The following is a 20,840-nucleotide window of genomic DNA, read 5'->3' as shown; positions in this document are numbered from 1 at the left end:
GTTATTGTTATCAAGTATTATATAATACTTATTATACTAATTAGTATAATTTATTTTTCATTATTTTATTTTAATTATCTTTAATTAATTTATTATATTGGGAGTTCGTTAATGCTTGATCTGAAGTTTATAAGAGATAATTTAGAACTTGTTCGGGAAAATATTAAAAATAGAGGATTAAAATTAGAACTTGATTTATTAATTTCATTTGATGATGAACGTAGAAAACTTATTACAAAGATAGGTGAATTGAATGCTTTAAGGAATGAAAATGCTAATGCCATGAAAGACAATATTGGTGATTCTAGTAGGCATTATTTAATAGAAAAGGGTAAAGCTTTAAAAGCTGAAATTATGGATTTAGAAGAAAGGTTGGGTTATTTAACATCTAGACTTTTAGTTGAACATAAACGAATTCCAAATATTTCTGCTCCTGATGTTCCTGTTGGTGTTAGTGAGGATGAAAATGTTGTATTAAAAGTATCAGGAAATATTCCAAAATTCGATTTTAAGCCAAAAGATCATTTAGAGATAGGTATACATTTAGATCTTTTTGATTTTGAAAAGGCACGTGAGGTTAGTGGAAATAAATTTTATTATCTTAAAAATGAAGCTGTTTTTTTGGAACTTGCAATGATTAATTTTGCCTTTAGTAAACTTAAAGCAAAGGGATTTGATTTGTTTATTACACCTGATGTTGCAAGGGAATTTATAGTTGATGGGATTGGATTTAATCCACGTGGTGCTGAGAGTAATATTTATAAAATTGAGGATACTGATAAATATCTTGTTGGTACGGCTGAGATTACCCTTGGTGGATATTATTATAATACTATATTGGATCTCAAATCACCATTAAAAATGGCAGGACTCTCACATTGTTTTCGCAAGGAGGCTGGGGCAGCTGGACAATTTTCTAAAGGACTCTATAGAGTTCATCAATTTAGTAAAGTTGAAATGTTTTGTTTTTGTAGAAGTGAGGATTCTGATCGTATTCACAATGAGTTTTTGGAATTAGAAGAAGAAATTTTTATAGAACTTGAAATTCCATATAGAGTTTTAAATGTTTGTTCTTCTGATCTTGGTGCTCCAGCTTATAAGAAGTATGATATTGAAGCTTGGATGCCAGGTAGAGGAGAGAATGGCGATTATGGAGAGGTGACTTCAACGTCAAATTGTACAGATTATCAGTCAAGGCGCCTTAAGATTAGGTATAAAGAGGATGGGCAGAATAAATTTGTACATATGATAAATGGAACAGCAATAGCCTCCACTAGAACTCTTATTGCTATACTTGAAAATTTTCAAGATGCAAAAGGAGGGGTTCGTATACCTAAGAGTTTGGTTAAGTATACAGGTTTTGATTATATATCTCCTAAGAATTAGAGCTTAGGGTGTCTTCTTTTAGGTGTTCAATTGCATTTAAGAGAATTTCATGGTTTTTCAGATTTTGATTAAAAGGTGCAGTTAAGGCTTGTCTAAATTTACAGGCATTTTTTTGAGAATGTATCACTCTCATTATATGTCTTAGTATGGTGTTAATTGTTGGATGTTCGTTGTATTCTTTAATATATTCTACCATTTGAAATAGTATTTCTTTTCTTGTTGGAATTTGTTCTTTTTCTCCTAAAAATTCCCTTGAAATTTTTGCGACAAAATATGGGTTTTGTGCTGCAGCTCTTCCAATCATTACAGAATCTACATATGATAAGTGCGTTTCTATGTGATTGCTATTGATAATTCCTCCATTTATTTCTATAAATGTGTTTTTGTATTCTTTTTTTAGTTGATATACAAAATCATATTTTAGTTTTGGAATATTATGATTATCTTTAGGGGAATAGCCATTTAATATAGCTATTCGTGCATGGACAATAAAATTTTTGATTCCATATTCTATAATTTTGTCTACAAATTGCTTGAGTTCTGTGTAGGTTTCTTCTTGGTATTCTTTTTTATTATGTCTTATTCCTATCCTATGTTTTATTGAAATTGGCTTGTTTGTATTTTTTTGCATGGCTTTTAGGATTTTTCCTACTTGAATTGGGTTTTGCATTAAACAAGCCCCGTAATTTGCTTTTTGAATACGAGATGATGGGCATCCAACGTTAAGATTATATTCGTCAAAATTGAAATTTTTTTCAAGAATTTCAATTGCTTTTGCAGCATCATTTTCACAATTTGTTGCTATTTGAATTGCTATTGGAGAGTCATTGGGATTTTGTTTGACAATTGTATTTAATTCCCCTATTATAATTGATTTTGCAGAAATCATTGGAGTATATAGAGTAATTTTTTTTGATAATAATCTTATTATGTACCTAAAATGTTCATCTGTAATTTCTACCATTGGTGCTATTGATATTTTTCTGTTTATTAACATAGCGTAATATGCTAAAATAAATTGTTTAATTTGACAATATTGTTTTATAAAAATTAAGAGGCAGGATGTATGTTTCTAGAAAAAATGTTAATTTCATTATCGTTTATACTATTGCTATTAGCATCGTTTATTATATCTAGTGGTATAAAGGGTATTGGTGTAAAAAATGCAAATTACATTACTGTTAAAGGATTGAGTGAAAGAGAGGTTTTGTCAACTTTTTCAAGTTGGAGTTTGAATTATGAATTGGGTGGCAATAGTGTAGAAGAGATTAATAAATTAAATAATGCTAATTTATTGAGAATAAAGGATTTTTTTGTGAGTTATGGATTTCATGAAGATGAGATAGATATGCTTAATATGAGTCTTAATATTGCAAATTATCGTGATACTCTTTACAAGTATAATGCTTACGTATCTTTAGGTGTTCGTACTTCGGATGTTGATAAAATGGAAAAAGCAAGTAAAAATATCACTGAACTTTACAATAAGGGAGTACTTTTAAATAGTAATCTTGGTCCAAGGTATTATTTTGATAAGATTAATGATGTTAAACCGGATATGTTAGCAGATTCTATTAAAAATGCTTATTCAGCAGCATTAGAGTTTGCACATCATTCAGGTGTTGCTTTGGGTAAAGTGAAAACAGCAAATCAAGGGTATTTTGAATTTATTCCAATTGATAGAAGTGACGAAGATCATGCTCGTTATTCAAAAAAGATATTAAGAGTAGTTACTACAGTTTCTTATTATTTAGATTGATTTATTCAAAGGAATAGTGATGGAATTTTTGTATTCTAATAAAGAGAGTGATTTAAAGAATAAGTTTTTTGAGTTTTTTTTAAATAATGTTAGTCAAAGTGATTTTACTAGTATTGGAATTTGCGGTGGTCGCAATATTATTTCTTTTCTTAATGTTTTTGATGAGCAAAATTATTCTCTCAAGAAATCTCATTTTTTCTTAACCGATGAGCGTTGTGTTGATTTAAATAGCAGTTATAGTAATTTTAAACTTTTAAGTGAAAATTTTTTTTCTAAAATGGTGGAAAAAAATTTAGTCTGTGGTTCAAATTTACATCCTTTTATTTACAATGAATTTGATGAGACGTCTTCCATTTATAATTATAATATTGAATTTAATTCTAGATTTACAAGATTAGATTTAAGTATTTTATCTGTTGGTGAGGATGGGCATATTGCATCTATTTTTCCTTCAAAGAAGCTTTTATTTTCTGAAATGGAAGGATATCAATATGAGTATGATTCACCAAAATTTCCAAATAAAAGAATTAGTTTAACTCCTAAATCTTTATTGTCTTCTAAGGCGTCTGTACTGTTTTTTATTGGGGATGAAAAAAGAGGTGCTTTAGAAAATTTTTTAAGTTCAGATATTTCTTTGAGGGAATGTCCAGCTAGAATTTTTAAAGACCATTCACATTTATTAGTTTTTACAAATATTGAGAGGGTCTATGCAGGATCCTAGACTGTCCAAATATCAAGATGTAAAAAATTTGGGAGTAAAGACCTTTCAAAATATTTGGAATAATAAAGGTATTAAGAGTAAAGAATTGTATGATGATTTGGGTGATTCTGAGATACAAGGCTCAATTCTTAAATCTTGGGTTAATTTGGTAAAAAAAAGAAAAAAAGATAGTCAAAGTAAATTAAATGCGTCCAATAAAGGAGTAGAAAGGCCGGGGTTCATTCGTAGAGAGAGTAAAGTATCTAAAATAGCAAAGTATTTTTTAGCTATTGGTCTTGAAAAATCAGCAGAGATTATGGCTGAACTTGATGATGCAGATATTATTGCTATTACTAGGGAAATTACAAATATTAAATATATTACTCCTGATGATAAGAAACGAATTATTAAAGAGTTTGAAGAGTTGATTAGAAGTGAAAAAAAATATTTAAAAGTTGACGATAAGTTTGCCTATGAACTATTAAATAAATCTTTAACTAAGACACAAGCAAAGGAAATTTATAAAAAAGTTACAGGTCTTGATCCTTTTTTGCCTTTTGATTATTTGTCTGGCATTGAAAATGAACAACTTTGGGCTTTAATTAGAAATGAAAATGTTCAAACACTTTTAGTTATATATGGTTATTTGACTAAAGAACAAAAAAAATATGTTTTTTCTATGTTAGAAATGGATGTTAAGAAAAAATTTATTAAGACTCTTGCTAAACCAAGGCAGTTGAATGTGGATGTTATTGAGGTTATTTCTAATAGATTGAAGGATAGATTAAAAATTCAAGGTAAGCTTAAGACTGAGAAACTTGATGGCTCTAAGATACTTGTTGATATTTTAAGTTACATGGATTTTGAAGATGAAAAAAATCTTTTAAGTAATATTGATATGAAGGTTTTCAATCCTGTTAAAGATATTGAAATTAAAGAAAAGATATTTGATATTAATGTGATACTTAGAATTACAGATAATGATATGCATAATATTTTAAGAGAGTTTAAAAACCATGATATTGCAATGATTATTAAAGATAAAAGTGATGAGATTAGAAATAAAATTCTTTTTAATATTTCAAGGAGACGTAAAGAACTTGTCTTAGAAGAAGAATCCTTGTTAAAAAGAGCAAGAAAAAAAGATATAAAGGCAATGACTATGTCTTTTGTTAATTATATTAAAGAGTTGACTTTGAAAGGTGAGTTGATTATTTATAGAAAGAATGAGGAGTTTGTTTAGTGAAACTTGATGAGCTACGTGCAAAATATATAGACTTTTTTAAAAGTAAGGGACATTGTGAGATTGTAGGTAAATCTTTGATTCCTGATAATGATTCTACGGTTCTTTTTAATACGGCTGGCATGCAGCCCCTTGTACCTTATTTGCTTGGAGAGATTCATCCATCTGGAGATATGTTAGTTGATGTTCAAAAATGTTTAAGAACAGGAGATATTGATGAGGTTGGAGATTTAAGTCATTTGACTTTTTTTGAGATGCTTGGAAATTGGTCTCTTGGTGCTTATTTTAAAGAACTTTCAGTAGAATATAGTTTTGAGTTTTTAACTTCACCTCATTATTTAAATATTTCAAAAGATAAACTTTATGTTAGTGTATTTGAAGGTGATAAAGATATTCCTAGAGATGTAAAAACAGCTGATATTTGGGAAAAACTTGGAATTTCTAAAGATAGAATATTTTATCTCTCAAGAGAGCATAATTTTTGGGGTCCTGTTGGGAATGTAGGGCCTTGTGGTCCAGATACCGAGATATTTGTTGATACAGGAATAGATAAATGTTCTAATACGTGTGATATTACTTGTTCTTGTGGCAAATATTTTGAGATTTGGAATAATGTTTTTATGCAATATAACAAGGATAATGATGGTAATTATGAAGAATTAAAGAGGAAATGTGTAGATACAGGCATGGGTATTGAGAGAACAATTACATTTTTACAGGGAAAATCTTCAGTTTATGATACTGATGCATTTAGACCTATAATCAAACAGATAGAAAAAATTTCTGGTAAGGTTTATGGGGATAATTTGGAAGATGATAGAGCTATTAGAATCATTGCTGATCATATTAAGGCCAGTTGTTTTATTTTAGCTGATAATTTTTCAGTTCTTCCATCTAATGTGGGACAAGGTTATGTTTTAAGAAGGCTTATTAGAAGATCTATTAGATATGCAAAAAAACTTGGTATGGAATCCCATTGTTTAGCAGATCTTGTTGATTCTGTTGAAGACATTTATAAATCTTTTTATAAAGAGATAACAGAAAAAAAAGATTTTATTAAGAATGAATTGAATATAGAAGAAGAAAAATTTTTTAAGACTTTGCGTTATGGAGAACAAGAATTTGTTAAATTGATCCATCAACTATCATCAAAATTAATTCCAGGTGATATTTCTTTTAAACTTTATGATACTTATGGTTTTCCTTATGAAATTACAGAAGAACTTGCAATTGAATATGGGTTTAGTATGGATAGGGAGGGTTTTGAAGAACATTTTAAAAAACATCAAGAAGTGTCTAAGAAGGGAAGTGATAAGGTATTTAAGGGTGGACTTGCAGATTGTTCATATGAGACTACTAAATTGCATACAGCTACTCATTTACTTCATAAGGCTCTTCAATTAGTGCTAGGTGATCATGTAAGACAAAAGGGTAGTAATATTACTTCTCAGAGATTAAGATTTGATTTTAGTCATCCTTGTAAAATGACGGATGATGAGATAAAAAAGGTTGAAGATATTGTTAATTTACAAATAAAAAATAAATTGTCTGTAAAGAAATCTATAATGAGTTTGGAGGATGCTTTGGTTAAAGGGGCTATAGCTTTATTTGGTGAAAAATATGAAGATATTGTAAGTGTATATGAAATAGATGGTTTTTCAATTGAAGTTTGTGGTGGTCCTCATGTTAATAATACCAGTGAGCTTGGCACTTTTAAGATACAAAAAGAACAAGCTTCTTCATCAGGAATAAGGAGAATAAGGGCAATTTTGATATGATAATAGAAAAATTATGGAGGATACTTTATGTTTAAGCATTTGTGTGATTATTTATTAACTCTTCATCCTATTTTTTTAGGATTTTTAGGTTCTGTTTTTACTTGGTTTACCACTGCTTTTGGCGCAGCTGCTGTTTTTTGTTTTAGGCGAGTCAATAATAAAATAATGGATGCTATGCTTGGATTTTCGGCAGGAATTATGATTGCTGCTAGTTTTTTTTCGCTTATTAAACCAGCAATAGAAATGGCAGAAGAGCTTGGTTATGTTACGTGGATACCTGCAGTTTGTGGTTTTCTTTGTGGTGCATTTTTTATATATATTGTAGATGTATTTGTGCCAGACCTTGAAAAGTTAACATTTATTGATGAAGATTTAACCAGACATGGAAAGAAGGATTTTTTGCTTTTTACAGCTGTAACTTTGCATAATTTTCCCGAAGGACTTGCTGTTGGTGTTGCTTTTGGTGCTCTAGCATCTTCTCCTGATCTGCATACTTTAGTTGGAGCTATGATTCTTACATTGGGAATTGGTATTCAAAATATGCCAGAAGGTGCGGCTATTTCTTTGCCTTTAAGAAGAGGCCATGTTCCTTTATGGAAGTGTTTTAATTATGGACAAATGTCAGGATTGGTGGAAATTATTGGAGGCTTTTTGGGTTCTTATGCTGTTTATACTTTTACTAGGATTTTACCCTTTGCTTTATCCTTTTCTGCAGGTGCAATGATTTATGTCTCAATTGAACAATTAATACCTGAGGCTAAAAGGAAAGATATTGATAATAAGATCCCGACCATATTTGGAGTTATTGGGTTTTCTTTAATGATGTTCCTTGATGTTTCTTTGGGTTAATTTAACCAAATTTACCGGTGATATATTCTTCTGTTTTAATATTCTTAGGATTGAAGAATAATTCATCTGTTTTGCTTTCTTCTTCAATGTATCCATTTAAGAAGAAAGCTGTTCTGTCAGATATTCTTCCAGCTTGTTGCATATTATGAGTTACTATTATGATGGTGTAACTTTCTTTTAGATTTATTATTAATTCTTCAATTTTACCTGTTGATATTGGATCAAGAGCGGAGGTAGGTTCATCCATTAGTATTACATTTGGTTCTATTGCAAGGGTTCTTGCAATGCAGAGTCTTTGTTGTTGTCCTCCTGAAAGACTTAGTGCATTTCTGTTAAGTTTGTCTTTTACTTCATTCCATAATGCGGATTTAATTAAAGATTTTTCAACTATTTCATCAAGCTTTTTTTTATCTTTGATGCCATGGATTTTGGGGCCATAACTTATATTGTCATAAACTGACATTAAGAATGGATTGGGAGTTTGAAAAACCATTCCTATTTTTCTTCTAAGTTCTAAAACATCAAAGTTATTTGAATAAATGCTTTTACCTTCATACATAACTTTTCCTTCTATTTTAACTCCTTCAACAAGGTCATTCATTCTATTAAGTGTTCTAAGGAAAGTTGATTTACCACAACCTGATGGACCTATTAATGCAGTGATGCTATTTCGTAATATTGATATATTAATGTTACTTAGTGCTTTAAAATCTGTATAAAATAAATTTAAATTTTCTGTTTGAATGATAGCTTTGTCTTGGTTCATTTGCTAAATCCTATATAATTTGTTAATTAAAAATTTTGATATTAGATTTATTAATAATATTATTATTATGAGTATTGATGCTGTTGCAAATCCTTTATCTAAATATCCTTCTTGAAATAGTAATAATAGGTGTACGGTTAGACTTCTTGAGGGTTCATTTAAAGTGCTTGCAAGTCCCAAGTTTGTTCCCATTGTAAAGAGAAGTACAGCAGTCTCTCCAAGGGCACGTCCTATTGCAAGGACTATTCCTGTTAATATTCCTGGATTGGCAGCGGGTAATAAAATTTTAATTATAGTCTCTGTTTTATTGGCGCCAAGTGCAAACGATGCGTATTTGTATGATTTTGGAATTGATTTTAGTGATTCTTCTGTTGTTTTGACAATCATTGGTAATATCATTAAAGAACTTGTGATTGCTCCTGAGAGTATTCCCATTCCAAAAATTGGAACAAAAAATATAAGTCCAAAGAGTCCAAATATAATGGCAGGAATGGATGATAAGATGTCAACGCTCATAGATACTGTTTTATAGAATACTTTGTTTGAAGTATACTCTGCAAGCATTATTCCTGTACCAATTCCTATTAAAATTGAAATTATTGCTGTTAGTAGTATGACATAAAATGTATTTAAGATTAAATAAGAAATACCTCCATATTTTCCAGAATTTCTTGGTGTAGATAAGATGAAATTTAAATTTAAAGGCATATTTTTTTTTATATCATATAATTTTAAAAAAGGTGCATCACTTTTATAAAAGTAATGCCAGGGTACAATTGCAATTGTACCTTCATTTTTTTCTACCATTTTTATTGCATTTGGATCATAATCTGAGTATTTTATGATATTCAATTTGATATCTTTAGATATTAAATCATTCCAATTTGCTTTTCCTATGAGTAGTTTTTTGATTTGCTGAAGGTTTATTATGTCAATAATTTCATTTTCACTTTTTTGTAATGTTTTTTTCCCTACTAAAATTGATATGGATTTTATTCTTAGTGATTTAATTTTTGGATATTTTTTAAAATCTAATTTTTCAAGATCATCTTTGGTGAGGTATCCAATAGCACCGTTTGTTTGATTTATAGCTTCTATCATATCTTCACTTGATTCGACAAGTTTTATATATCTGTTATTGAATTTATTATTTTTGATAAGAGTTTGTAGTATTACTTCGTTTGACATATTTGGTTGAGAGCTTGCAATTGGTACTATGTCAAGATTTTGGTCTGAGATACTACCCCAGTGTGAGATCTTGTTGTTGTATATGTTATAAATATCTTGAGTAGTAATTTCGTTAATTTTAATGCTTTTATTGATAATGAATGCTATTTTGACTGTATTGTTATTTGATTTAAATGGTAAGAAATGTGTTGTTTCATCTAAGAATAATGATTCTTTTTTGCTTGTAAAGAATATCGAATTGTATACTATGTAGGATATTATAAATAACAATAATGTTATTAAAAAATAAGCAATAAATTTGATTATGCAAAATGCAATTTGATTAAATAGTTTATTCATTTGAATTTTTTTCACTTGATTTTTAGCCTTTTAGATGAAGATAAAATCAGATGTTTAATTGAATTTGTTATTATAACTAGTGATAGTAATACCAATGCTGTTGCAAATAGAGCTTCTTTATGAGTTCCAGATGCATATGCCATGTCTATTGCAATGTTTACTGTTAGTGTTCTAATAGGTGAAAAAATATTTCTTATAAATAGGGGTGAACCACCACCAACCATTAAAACAGCTATTGTTTCACCAATTGCTCTTCCTATTGCTAGTATTACTCCTGCTAAAATGCCTTTACTAGCCGAAGGAATCATTACCTTATATATTGTTTGCCAATCCGTTGCAGCCAGTGCAAGAGATGCTAATTTATATGATTTTGGGACAGTTTTAAGAGATGTATATGAAACACTAATTATTGTTGGGAGTATCATTATACTTAAAACTATTATTGAAGTTATTAGATTATATCCTAAATTGTCTTCTCTTATAAAAGTGTTTTTTATAAGAGAAGATATAAATGTGCTTCCAAAAAATCCATATACTACACTTGGAATTCCTGCTAAGAGTTCTATGATCGTTTGCAATGTTTTTTGGTAGATACCTTTAGTTTTTTCAGATAAATAGATTGCAAATCCAAGGCCAATTGGTAGTGCAATTGCAACAGAAAAAAATGTTGTTAAAGCGGAATTTATAATAAAAGATAAGATACCATAAGATTTTTGTATTTTACTGGTAGGATTCCAATCTGTGTTGAATAAAAAATTTAAAATATTAATTTTATTGTTCAAAAAAGGTGTTATTCCATTTTTAATAATAAATAAGATTAGTAATAATATTATTAGAGTACTAATTGTTGCAGATGCAACAATAAAGCATTTAAAAGCCAGTCTAACAATATTTCTTTTTGTTTTTAGAGTTAATTGCATTCTTTAAAAGAGTTCCCCTATAGAAAGAAATTGAATCTTGATAAGATTATATTTAATTTAAATACTTAGTCAAATTTTTTCATAGTATTAATTATTTTCAGTTGTATTGACCTTTATAAACCCTTGTTCTTCAATGATGTCTTGTCCACTTGGACTTAATATAAAATTGATGAAATCAAGTGTATTTTGATCTTCAGAAATATTGTTTGTTATTGCTATTATTTTTCTCTTTATATCATATTTATCCTTTATTATTGTTTCTTTTGTAGGATATATGCTGTTTATTGATAATGTATGCAGGCCTTTTTCTATTGCACCTCTTGCATATCCAAAGCTAATATAACCAATTGAGTTAGGTGTAAGACTGATTTTTTCAATTACTTCTCCATTAGATTTCACGATAATGCTATCTTTTCTAAATTGAGCTTCTTCAAGATTTTTCAATATTTTTTCAAGAACTAGTTCTTTGATAGATGAATAGGAACCTGATGAAGAATCTCTGTTTATAAAGTTAATTTTGGCATCAGGACCTCCAACTTGTTTCCAATTACTAATATTACCATTTAAAATTTTTACTAAATCTTCTTCTGTAATGTTTGTAATCTTGACATCAGGGCTTGTAATAAATATTAAAGCATCATAAGCAATAATTGTGACTTTTGCTACCTGAGCAATTTCTTCTTCAGTTGCATCTCTTGAGGAAATTGCCATTTTATAAATACCATTGAATAATCCTTTAATACCTACACTGCTACCTTGAGCATCATAAGTTACTTTAATTTGATCGTTGATTTTTTGGTATTTTAAAATCATTTCATCCATAATAGCAGTTGTTGAAGTAGATCCACCAATTGCGATGACATTTTCTTTGTTTTTGGTACAATTGCTAAACAAAAAAGCTAGCAAGATAGTAAAGAGTATTTTGATAACCTGCATTAAATTAACTCCTTTTACAACTATATATAATATCATTAATCTTAGATAAGTCAATGAATAGTAAATATTTTGATTTTTTGATATAAGTTATTATACACATTAGAAATTTGAGGTATTAGATGAGTACAATTAAATCCGGAGATATTGATAAAGGTTCTTTTTTGCTATTTAAGGGTATGCCACATATTGTTCTTGAGCGTGAATTTTCAAAAATGGGTAGGGGAGGTTCCATTGTAAGATTAAAACTTAAAAATCTTAAAAATAAATCTGTTATTAAGGAAACTTTAAAAGGATCTGATACGGTGGAGGAAATTGAAGTGTTAGAGGTTAATTCTCAATATCTTTATAAAGATAATGAGAGTCTTATTTTTATGGATTTAGAGACATATGATCAATTTAGTGTTAATTTAAGAGATGTTGTAAATCTTGAAGATAAGGTTTTATTTTTGCAAGAAGCCGAGGTTTATTCTCTTATTAAGTGGGGTAATGAAGTTATTGATTTGAAGTTGCCACCAAAGGTTGCATTTGAAGTTGTAGATGCTGAGATTGCTGTTAAGGGAGATACTGTTACTAATGCTATGAAAAATGTTACTTTGCATACAGATTTGGTAGTAAAGGCACCTCTTTTTATTAATATTGGGGATAAAATTTTAGTTAATTCTGAAACCAAAGAATATGCTGAGAGAGTTAAAGTTTAATATAGTATTATTTTTTTTAATAATTTTTTGTTCTTGTGAGATGAACTATCCTGAGATCAGGGAAGTTGATTATGTAATTAATTATTATTTTAATAAAGATAAGTTTGATTATTTTATGACTTTTGATTTTGCTGTTAAAGTTTTAAATGCTGGTACTCTGAATAAGTTTATTATTGAAAACATGGATAGTAGAGAATTTATAGAAGTAGTTAAAGATAAATATTCATCTTCTTTTGTTAATTCTATTCTTGGACAGGATGTTCTTTATTGTAAAGACTTAAGATTTAATTTTGCTGATAAAACTTTTGATAGTTTCGTGGCAAAGGTTCATCTTATTGATTCTGGAATGAGAGTATATAGCAAGGATGTTATTATAAGTTTAAATTTGTCAAATGAAGAATTGGCCTCAATTTATGATCATGTATATAAGTCAAAAGATGTAGAAAAGTTAAATGAAATTAGTAGTAATAATTTATTTTTAATTAAAACCTCCAAAGATGAAATTAATTTTTTATATTCAATTATTAAGATTAATGACTTAATGAATATCCAGATGGATAATAATCTTGATACTTATATAGGATTTTATCATATGGGTAAATATTCTAATCTATTTTTTAAACTAAACTAATTTGGGCCCACCAGGACTTGAACCTGGGACCACCCGATTATGAGTCGGGTGCTCTAACCAACTGAGCTATAGGCCCCATAAGCTTTATACGCATAAAGCTTAGAAATACCATAGATCATTATATTGATTTTTTATTGATTGTCAAGTTCGTGAATTTCATCTTGTATAGTTTCTATTTTTGAATTTAGTTCATTTAATTTTATTTCTATTGATTCTTTATGTTTTATAAGTTCTTGCATTTTTGTTTGTATTTTTATAATCTCACTTTTTTTTATTTCTTTTATGAGTTCTTTATTCAACTTTGATATTTGCTTACTTAAATTTTTTATTGTTTCTAGGGATGAATTTATTGTTCCAGTTTTATTTAAGCCCTTTTCTGTTTGTGATAGTTCAACAAATTCTTCGGCTATCTTTTTTAAGATAGATTCTTTTTTAAATTGAACAATATTTATAGTCCGTTTTATTTTATTTTTATTATGCATGTTATTTGTTGTATTTGCATGTTTAATTTCGTTATTTATTTTTAAAATTTCTGTTTTCATTTCGGTTATTAATTTATATTCTTCAATAATTTCTGTGCTTAAGTCTTTATTCTCTATAAATTCATTAACAGTTTCCTCTAAATTTTCGGATTCTAAGTATTGTTTTAATATTTTGTTTTCAAATTCTTTTGACATTTTTTTTATGTTTGTTTTATTTCTTTTGTCTTTGAGCATTTGTTTTATATTTATAATAAGTTTTTTAAAAAAATTGATCTTTTCTTTACAATTTATTATTTCTGTTGTTTTATATTTATCTTTTGCAAGAGTTGATTTGATAAAATCCAGGTTATGTTCTAAAATCATTGACAGATTGTTTGGGTATTTATTTATGATGATTTCAATAATTTTTTTGAGCTTTATTTCATAGGCTTTTAAGATATGTTTTTCTCTTGCTGTATAATCTTTGTTTTTTTTATATAATTCGTTTAATTTGTGTGTGACTTCTTCTGATTTATTTAAATTTGCTTTAAGTTGAGATATTTCTTTTTCAATTAACTTTAAGGAGGTATAAGATTCTAGTTTTTTAAGTTCTATTATATTGCTATTTTTAAGTTCTTTTCCAAGTTCAATTAATGCTTTATCCTTTTGTTGAATTAGTTTTTGAATTTTATATTTAAGATCTTTTCTCATAAATAACTTCTGTGTTTATTTTATTGTCTGTTGACACTTTTTTCAAGTTCAAATTTAGTAATTTTATGATAAATTTTTCTTCCATGTGGGCAGTGTTTTAATTTAAGATTAAAAAATTCATTTATTAAGAATTGACTAAATTCTAGGCTAATTGTGTCATTGCATTTAATGGCTTGTCTACAGGCAAGAGTTGCATATAATTCGGTTTCAAGAGAGTCAATTATTTTACTTTTTCTTGTCTTGAAAAATTGAATAATAATATTTTCATATTTGTTGCAAATATTGGGAATAGATTCAAGTCTATAAGTTTGGTTTTGTATTTTTTTTACTATGATGTCTATTTTTTTATATTCTTCTAATTCACTTGTTAATATTTTATCTGTATCTTCACATTCTACTTGAAATTCAATTGGTACTAAAAGTTTTTGTATAGTTTTTTCTGAATTTATTAGTGTTTGATATATGATTTTTTCATGGAGTGCATGTTGGTCTATAAAGTAAATTTCATTAGCGTTTTCTACTATTAAAAATTCTGAAAATAATTGTCCCATATATTTAAATTCATTTGTTTGTGTTGATTTTTGAAAGTTATTTGGCATTTTAGAAGTTTTTATAAAAATTTTTTGGATATGCTGTTTAAATGATGGTTTGTATTTTTGTGATATTTGACCTTCAAATTTTACTTTATCTTCTATTATATTTGTTACTTTATTGTTTTTAGGTTTATCTAGGATTAAATCTTCATCTTGTGTAATTTCATATGTTTTAAAATTAGAATTTGTTAAATCGTTTTCAGGGTGTAATAAATGAGCATCGTTTGTTAATTGTCTTTTTATTATTACATTATGATAATCTTGTAAAATTTCTTGTTTTTCTCTATCAAAAAATTCATTAATATTATTTGAAATTTGTTTGGGCAAAAATGGCAAATTAAAAAATCTTACTTCCTTTTTTTGAGGATGTATATTAAAGTCAACATGTGTAGTGTCTATTTCTAGGAATAAGTAACATACAGGAAAATTTTTGTAAGTTAATATTCTACTGTGTCCATTTATTATTGATTCAGATAAGCTTTTCTCTTCAATAGGTCTTCTGTTAACAAATATTTTGATGTTGCGTCTATCTTTTCTTGAGAAATTAGGTGGAGTGAAAAATATTTTCATTTTTACATGATCATATTCAGCTTCTATTTTTCCAAATTTGTTGTTTTCTATTATCTCTCCATATACGCTTTGAACTCTATCTGCTAGACTCTCTTTAAAATATACTTTTTTCAGTTCCTTATTTACACTTAATTTAAAATCAATACCAGGATGAGTTACAGCTTTTTCTTCGAATACTTTTAAACACATTTTAGTTTCTATAGAGTCTTTTTTTAAGAATCTTTTTCTTGCTGGAAAGTTGTGAAATAGATTTGTAACATCTACCATTGTGCCATTTATTGCAGATTGTTTTTTAAAATATTTTTCAATACCATTTTCAATTTCAATTTGATAGCTATTTTCTCCTGTAATAGAACTTGTTATCATAAGATTTGAACAAATGGCTATACTTGACAAAGCTTCTCCTCGAAATCCTAATGTTTGGATTCTCTCAAGATCCTTTTCTTCGTTTATTTTTGAAGTGGTATGAGGTAGATAACATATTTTTAAATCTTCTTTGCTAATTCCACTGCCATTATCTGTTATTAGTATTCTTCGAATTCCACCTTCTTCAATAAAAACTTCTATTTTGTCTGCTCCAGAGTCTATTGCATTATCAAGTAATTCTCTTAAAATAGAGCAAGGTCTATCTATAGCTTCTCCTGCTGCTATTTTTTGTACCAGAGTTTTATCTAGAAATTTTATTTTGTTCATTTGCCTATTATTTCTGTTATTGTTTTATTTTGTGTATAATTAGGAAATTTTTTAATAACTTCTTTAAGTATTTTGTCATTACCATATTCGGTATATTCTATTATTCCTAATGCATGTAGAGCTTCTGGATTGTTAGGATTTATTTTTATATATTCTTTTAGTTTTTCCATGGCTTTTTTATTATCTTTAATAGCAAAAAAGGTAGTTGCAAGATTGTATTTTGCATCAATATTTGATTGAGCTTCTGCTTTTTGAAAAACTTCTATTGCTTTTTGATAGTTTTTTTGATTTTTATAGAGTATGCCAAGATTATTTAGTGCTATTGCATGATTTTTATTACTAATCTTTTCGAGAATTGATATTGCTTTTGGTATGTTTTTTAATTTTTCATATGCCTTTGCTAAATTTATATGAGCCGTAATATTGTCAGGATTTTTTGAAATTACAGTATTATATAGCGGTACTGCTTCATTATAATTTTCTTTTGTTAGATAAATAGATGCTTTTAAATATAAATATTCAGTTTGTGTTGGATTTATATTAAGAGCTTTATTTATATTTATGAGTGATTCATTGAGATGGTTATTTTTAAAATTTGCCATTGATAAATTGTAAAACATAATATCATTTTTTGCATTAAGTGAGGTATTTGATTGCTTGAGATATTTTTCACTGTTTTTAAAATCTCCAAGATGATTTGCTATAATACCTGCTTTTAAAGCGTAATGAGGATTTTTTGTAATTTCATAAGCTTTCTTAAAACTAATGAAAGCATTTTGTTTATCATTATCTTGTTCTTCTGCTATTCCTTTTTTATAATAGGCATTATCATAATTTTGATCTATTGCGATTGCCTTTTCGAATTCTTTAATTGCTTGTTGTGGTTTATTTAATGCTATTAAACTTGTTCCTTTATTTGTATATGCTTTTTTGTGTTGTGGGTTTAGAGATATTGCTTTATCAAAAGCTTGGAGTGATTCTTCATATTTTTTAAGTTTGAATTTTATGATGCCAAGCTTGTAGTGATCTTCTTCATTGTTTGTTGTATTTGCAATTTCTTCATAAATTGTTTCTGCTTTTTTAAAATTTTTTTGTTTTTCATTTTTTGATGCTAGCGTTTTAAGGGTTTGTAATTTTTGTGAATTTTGCATAGATTGATTTGGTTCTATATTAGGGTCTTTTTCTGTTTGTATTTGGGTGTCTATTGGTTGCTCTTTTATGGGTGGAATTTCTTCTATAGGAAGTTTTTGTTTTAAAAGCTCCTTTTCCAAAGGAGCTTGTCTTTTACTAGTTTGGTTTGGTTTGACATCTTGTTTTATTAATTTGATTAAAAGTTGAGCTGCTTCTTGATTTTTTTGTTTATCAATTAAATCATTAATTTTACTAAATTGTTCATTTAGTCCTTTTTTTACAAGTTCATTAATTCTTTCTTTTGCAAGTAAAGAATTGCCAGTATTAATATTATCTAATATTTCATAAAGTATTTTTTTTGTTGAATAATTATAAGGTATTTCTATTTTGTCAATAATTTGATTTTTAGGTGTGTCTTTTATGTTTTCTATTTTAGTTTTTGGTTTACTAATGGTAAAGTTTTCCTTTTTTGCTGTAGTTTGTTTTGTATTATCTTGTATCAAATTATCTGTTGTTGCTTTATCTTTATTTTTGTGATCTGTTTTTATAATTTTTTTTGGCTTGGTGTTTGTTTGATCTGTATTGGTTTGATCTAATTCTTTGTTTAAGCTTGCTTTTAGTTTTTGCAAGTTAAATAAATTTTTTTTATCATCTGTATCATTCTTATTTTCTATATTTGATTTCTGTTGTTCTTTTATTGTATTTGTATTGTCGTTTAAATTTTGGGGTATTGTATTTTGATTGAATTCTAAAATATTTTCATTTGCAATACCAGTATTATCTTGTCTATCAGCATAATTTTCTATTTTTGTAGTGTCTTTGATGTATTTATTGTTAAAAGCAATTTCGGAGTTTTCATTATCAAGTGGTATTGATTGTTCTTTTCCTTGTATTTTATCTAATATTTGGTTAGCAGTATCTCTTTGTAAATTTTTTGATTCAAATGGACTATCATTTGCAAGTTCTGAGAGAGTGTTTTCAATCATTGCAATATCTGTGTTTTGAGGATATTTATCTTTTAGAATTTTTGTTATTGAATGTGCTTTTTTATAGTTTCTATCCATAATGCTATTTTTGACTTCATTTAACATTATTTCTTGGTTATTCTTATTTAGTCTTTCTTTGTATATATAATAACCAAGACCTCCAAATGAGGTAATGAGTAATATTATTAAAATTATTAGTATGGGTAAATTTTTTCTTTTATTCATCTATATTTAACTCCTCTTGCCAATTAATTTTGTCTAATTCAATTAAAGAATTTGTTTTTACATTATCGGCAAATTTTTCTTTAAGCATTGTTTTTTTATTTTGATGTTCTTTTTTGTGTTGTTGATTGTTGTTTTGATTTAGATTTTGTGAATTTTGATGTTGCTGAGGTTTTTGAGTAGGAGTTATTTCTTTTTTGTGTTGTTGATTATTGTGTTGATTTAGATTTTGTGAATTTTGATGTTGCTGAGGTTTTTGAGTAGGAGTTATTTCTTTTTTGTGTTGTTGATTGTTGTTTTGATTTAGATTTTGTGAATTTTGATGTTGCTGAAGTTTTTGAGTAGGAGTTATTTCTTTTTTATGTTGTTGATTATTGTTTTGATTTAGATTTTGTGAATTTTGATGTTGCTGAGGTTTTTGAGTAGGAGTTATTTCTTTTTTGTGTTGTTGATTGTTGTTTTGATTTAGATTTTGTGAATTTTGATGTTGCTGAGGTTTTTGAGTAGGAGTTATTTCTTTTTTATGTTGTTGATTGTTGGATTGATTTAGATTTTGTGAATTTTGATGTTGCTGAGGTTTTTGAGTAGGAGTTATTTCTTTTTTATGTTGTTGATTATTGGATTGATTTAGATTTTGTGAATTTTGATGTTGCTGAGGTTTTTGAGTAGGAGTTATTTCTTTTTTGTGTTGTTGATTATTGTGTTGATTTAAATTTTGTGAATTTTGATGTTGCTGAGGTTTTTGAGTAGGAGTTATTTCTTTTTTGTGTTGTTGATTATTGTGTTGGTTTAAATTTTGTGAATTTTGATGTTGCTGAGGTTTTTGAGTAGGAGTTATTTCTTTTTTATGTTGTTGATTGTTGGATTGATTTAGATTTTGTGAATTTTGATGTTGCTGAGGTTTTTGAGTAGGAGTTATTTCTTTTTTATGTTGTTGATTATTGTGTTGATTTAGATTTTGTGAATTTTGATGTTGCTGAGGTTTTTGAGTAGGAGTTATTTCTTTTTTGTGTTGTTGATTGTTGGATTGATTTAGATTTTGTGAATTTTGATGTTGCTGAGGTTTTTGAGTAGGAGTTATTTCTTTTTTATGTTGTTGATTGTTGGATTGATTTAGATTTTGTGAATTTTGATGTTGCTGAGTTTTTTGAGTAGGAGTTATTTCTTTTTTATGTTGTTGATTATTGGATTGATTTAGATTTTGTGAATTTTGATGTTGCTGAGGTTTTTGAGTAGGAGTTATTTCTTTTTTGTGTTGTTGATTATTGTGTTGATTTAAATTTTGTGAATTTTGATGTTGCTGAGGTTTTTGAGTAGGAGTTATTTCTTTTTTGTGTTGTTGATTATTGGATTGATTTAGATTTTGTGAATTTTGATGTTGCTGAGGTTTTTGAGTAGGAGTTATTTCTTTTTTGTGTTGTTGATTATTGGATTGATTTAGATTTTGTGAATTTTGATGTTGCTGAGGTTTTTGAGTAGGAGTTATTTCTTTTTTGTGTTGTTGATTATTGGATTGATTTAGATTTTGTGAATTTTGATGTTGCTGAGAGTTTGAAGACTGTTTTTCAGTGCCAAACTCTTGTTTATTTTCATATTTTTGCGTATTTTTCTGTTCTTTTGGTTTTCCTTTGGCAATGTGTTCTTCGCTTCTATTTTGTAAAGTTTTATCGAGTTTTTCTAGATCAGCTTTTTTATTTCTTAAAAGGTCTATCATATGTAGGATGGCATTTTTTTTTGAGCTTTCATATTTTAGTGTAATAAATTGAGAGTAATCATGAATTGCCATGGTGTATGAATCCCACGCATTTTTATAATCTTTTTCTTTAAAATTAATTTTTCCTTGTTCAACATAAGAATTTGCTCTATTGAGGAGTGCCTTATCATAGTTGGGCATATTTTTGATAGAGCTAGAATAATATCTTATTGCTAAGTTATAATAACCTTTACCTCGTTTAAACATTATGTTTCCCAGTTCAAAATATAATTTGTAATCAATATTTCCCCCTATTGCAATTCCGTCAAGAAGGGCACCTTCTGCTTCTGTTAATTGATTGTTTTCTCTATAAGCTATTGCTAGGAAGTAGTATCCGTCTTGTTCTTTTGGATGTTTTTGAATGGCTTCACTTAAGATTTTTATTGCTTGTGAATAATTTTTATTTTTTATTTCTTCTTGTCCAAGTTTAATTAGTCTTTGAGAATATGCTAAGCTTGAATTTAGTAATAAAATAAGCAAGACAATCAAATTTTTAAGCAATAATAAACATTTCTTCATATCTTCTA

17 protein-coding genes and 1 tRNA gene are annotated in these 20,840 nt (G+C 27.6%); 8 read left to right on the top strand and 10 right to left on the bottom strand.

Annotated elements, in window-relative coordinates; all coding sequences use genetic code 11:
* The first annotated feature begins 111 nt into the window (after positions 1–111).
* Entirely contained in the window at positions 112–1,386 is a 1,275-nt protein-coding gene (gene serS / locus BRE_RS01145) for a serine--tRNA ligase (protein WP_012538750.1), read from the top strand.
* Here serS and dusA read toward each other — a convergent pair.
* Positions 1,376–2,383 carry a tRNA dihydrouridine(20/20a) synthase DusA gene (gene dusA / locus BRE_RS01140; protein ID WP_012538749.1) on the bottom strand — a complete coding sequence of 336 codons (1,008 nt, stop codon included), beginning with the start codon at positions 2,381–2,383 and terminating at the stop codon, positions 1,376–1,378. The genes serS and dusA overlap by 11 nt on opposite strands.
* A 69-nt stretch (positions 2,384–2,452) precedes the next feature.
* On the opposite strand from dusA, the gene BRE_RS01135 reads away from it, so the two are divergent.
* The 5 genes from BRE_RS01135 to BRE_RS01115 are packed head-to-tail and all read left to right on the top strand — an operon-like array spanning position 2,453 to position 7,715.
* Positions 2,453–3,145: an SIMPL domain-containing protein gene (locus BRE_RS01135; protein ID WP_012538748.1), complete on the top strand. Its 693-nt coding sequence runs from the start codon at positions 2,453–2,455 to the stop codon at positions 3,143–3,145.
* 19 nt (positions 3,146–3,164) lie between these two features.
* Positions 3,165–3,866, top strand: coding sequence for a 6-phosphogluconolactonase (locus BRE_RS01130; RefSeq protein WP_041178096.1), 702 nt, complete (start codon positions 3,165–3,167; stop codon positions 3,864–3,866).
* Positions 3,853–5,088: a flagellar motor switch protein FliG gene (locus BRE_RS01125; protein ID WP_041178095.1), complete on the top strand. Its 1,236-nt coding sequence runs from the start codon at positions 3,853–3,855 to the stop codon at positions 5,086–5,088. Before BRE_RS01130 ends, BRE_RS01125 begins: the two co-directional genes overlap by 14 nt.
* Positions 5,088–6,866, top strand: a complete 1,779-nt coding sequence (locus BRE_RS01120) for an alanine--tRNA ligase (protein ID WP_012538745.1) — start codon at positions 5,088–5,090, stop codon at positions 6,864–6,866. The genes BRE_RS01125 and BRE_RS01120 overlap by 1 nt, the downstream gene beginning before the upstream one ends.
* Positions 6,867–6,893: 27 nt before the next feature.
* Entirely contained in the window at positions 6,894–7,715 is an 822-nt protein-coding gene (locus BRE_RS01115; RefSeq protein WP_012537985.1) for a ZIP family metal transporter, read from the top strand.
* A 1-nt stretch (position 7,716) separates the two neighbouring features.
* Here the strand turns inward: BRE_RS01115 and pstB are convergent, their stop codons facing one another.
* The 4 genes from pstB to BRE_RS01095 form a co-directional block, all read right to left on the bottom strand.
* A complete protein-coding gene (gene pstB, locus BRE_RS01110) occupies positions 7,717–8,481 on the bottom strand; it encodes a phosphate ABC transporter ATP-binding protein PstB (RefSeq protein WP_012537984.1) in 765 nt (254 codons plus the stop codon).
* 3 nt (positions 8,482–8,484) lie between these two features.
* Positions 8,485–10,023: a phosphate ABC transporter permease PstA gene (pstA, locus tag BRE_RS01105; RefSeq protein WP_012538744.1), complete on the bottom strand. Its 1,539-nt coding sequence runs from the start codon at positions 10,021–10,023 to the stop codon at positions 8,485–8,487.
* Positions 10,020–10,928: a phosphate ABC transporter permease subunit PstC gene (gene pstC / locus BRE_RS01100; protein ID WP_012538743.1), complete on the bottom strand. Its 909-nt coding sequence runs from the start codon at positions 10,926–10,928 to the stop codon at positions 10,020–10,022. The genes pstA and pstC overlap by 4 nt, the downstream gene beginning before the upstream one ends.
* 87 nt (positions 10,929–11,015) lie before the next feature.
* Positions 11,016–11,864 (bottom strand): substrate-binding domain-containing protein, encoded by an 849-nt coding sequence (locus BRE_RS01095; RefSeq protein ID WP_041178094.1) that lies wholly within the window; start codon positions 11,862–11,864, stop codon positions 11,016–11,018.
* A gap of 119 nt (positions 11,865–11,983) precedes the next feature.
* Between BRE_RS01095 and efp the strand changes: the two genes are divergently transcribed.
* Together efp and BRE_RS01085 are read left to right on the top strand one after the other, a co-directional pair.
* Positions 11,984–12,562, top strand: a complete 579-nt coding sequence (gene efp / locus BRE_RS01090; protein WP_012538741.1) for an elongation factor P — start codon at positions 11,984–11,986, stop codon at positions 12,560–12,562.
* A complete protein-coding gene (locus tag BRE_RS01085; protein ID WP_012538740.1) occupies positions 12,540–13,193 on the top strand; it encodes a hypothetical protein in 654 nt (217 codons plus the stop codon). The genes efp and BRE_RS01085 overlap by 23 nt, the downstream gene beginning before the upstream one ends.
* A gap of 2 nt (positions 13,194–13,195) precedes the next feature.
* Here BRE_RS01085 and BRE_RS01080 read toward each other — a convergent pair.
* The 5 genes from BRE_RS01080 to BRE_RS01060 all read right to left on the bottom strand — a co-directional run bounded on the left by BRE_RS01080 (position 13,196) and on the right by BRE_RS01060 (position 20,832).
* Positions 13,196–13,269: transfer RNA gene (locus BRE_RS01080), tRNA-Ile, on the bottom strand.
* 55 nt (positions 13,270–13,324) lie between these two features.
* Positions 13,325–14,365: a coiled-coil domain-containing protein gene (locus BRE_RS01075; RefSeq protein ID WP_012538739.1), complete on the bottom strand. Its 1,041-nt coding sequence runs from the start codon at positions 14,363–14,365 to the stop codon at positions 13,325–13,327.
* Positions 14,366–14,385: 20 nt separating this feature from the next.
* Positions 14,386–16,221 carry a DNA mismatch repair endonuclease MutL gene (mutL, locus tag BRE_RS01070; RefSeq protein ID WP_012538738.1) on the bottom strand — a complete coding sequence of 612 codons (1,836 nt, stop codon included), beginning with the start codon at positions 16,219–16,221 and terminating at the stop codon, positions 14,386–14,388.
* Positions 16,218–18,563: a tetratricopeptide repeat protein gene (locus tag BRE_RS01065; RefSeq protein ID WP_012538737.1), complete on the bottom strand. Its 2,346-nt coding sequence runs from the start codon at positions 18,561–18,563 to the stop codon at positions 16,218–16,220. The genes mutL and BRE_RS01065 overlap by 4 nt, the downstream gene beginning before the upstream one ends.
* Positions 18,556–20,832, bottom strand: coding sequence for a tetratricopeptide repeat protein (locus BRE_RS01060; RefSeq protein ID WP_012538736.1), 2,277 nt, complete (start codon positions 20,830–20,832; stop codon positions 18,556–18,558). The genes BRE_RS01065 and BRE_RS01060 overlap by 8 nt, the downstream gene beginning before the upstream one ends.
* Positions 20,833–20,840 lie beyond the last annotated feature (8 nt).

The sequence above is a fragment of the Borrelia recurrentis A1 genome (assembly GCF_000019705.1).
GTDB lineage: Bacteria > Spirochaetota > Spirochaetia > Borreliales > Borreliaceae > Borrelia > Borrelia duttonii.
This window is presented reverse-complemented; position numbering and strand designations above follow the sequence as displayed.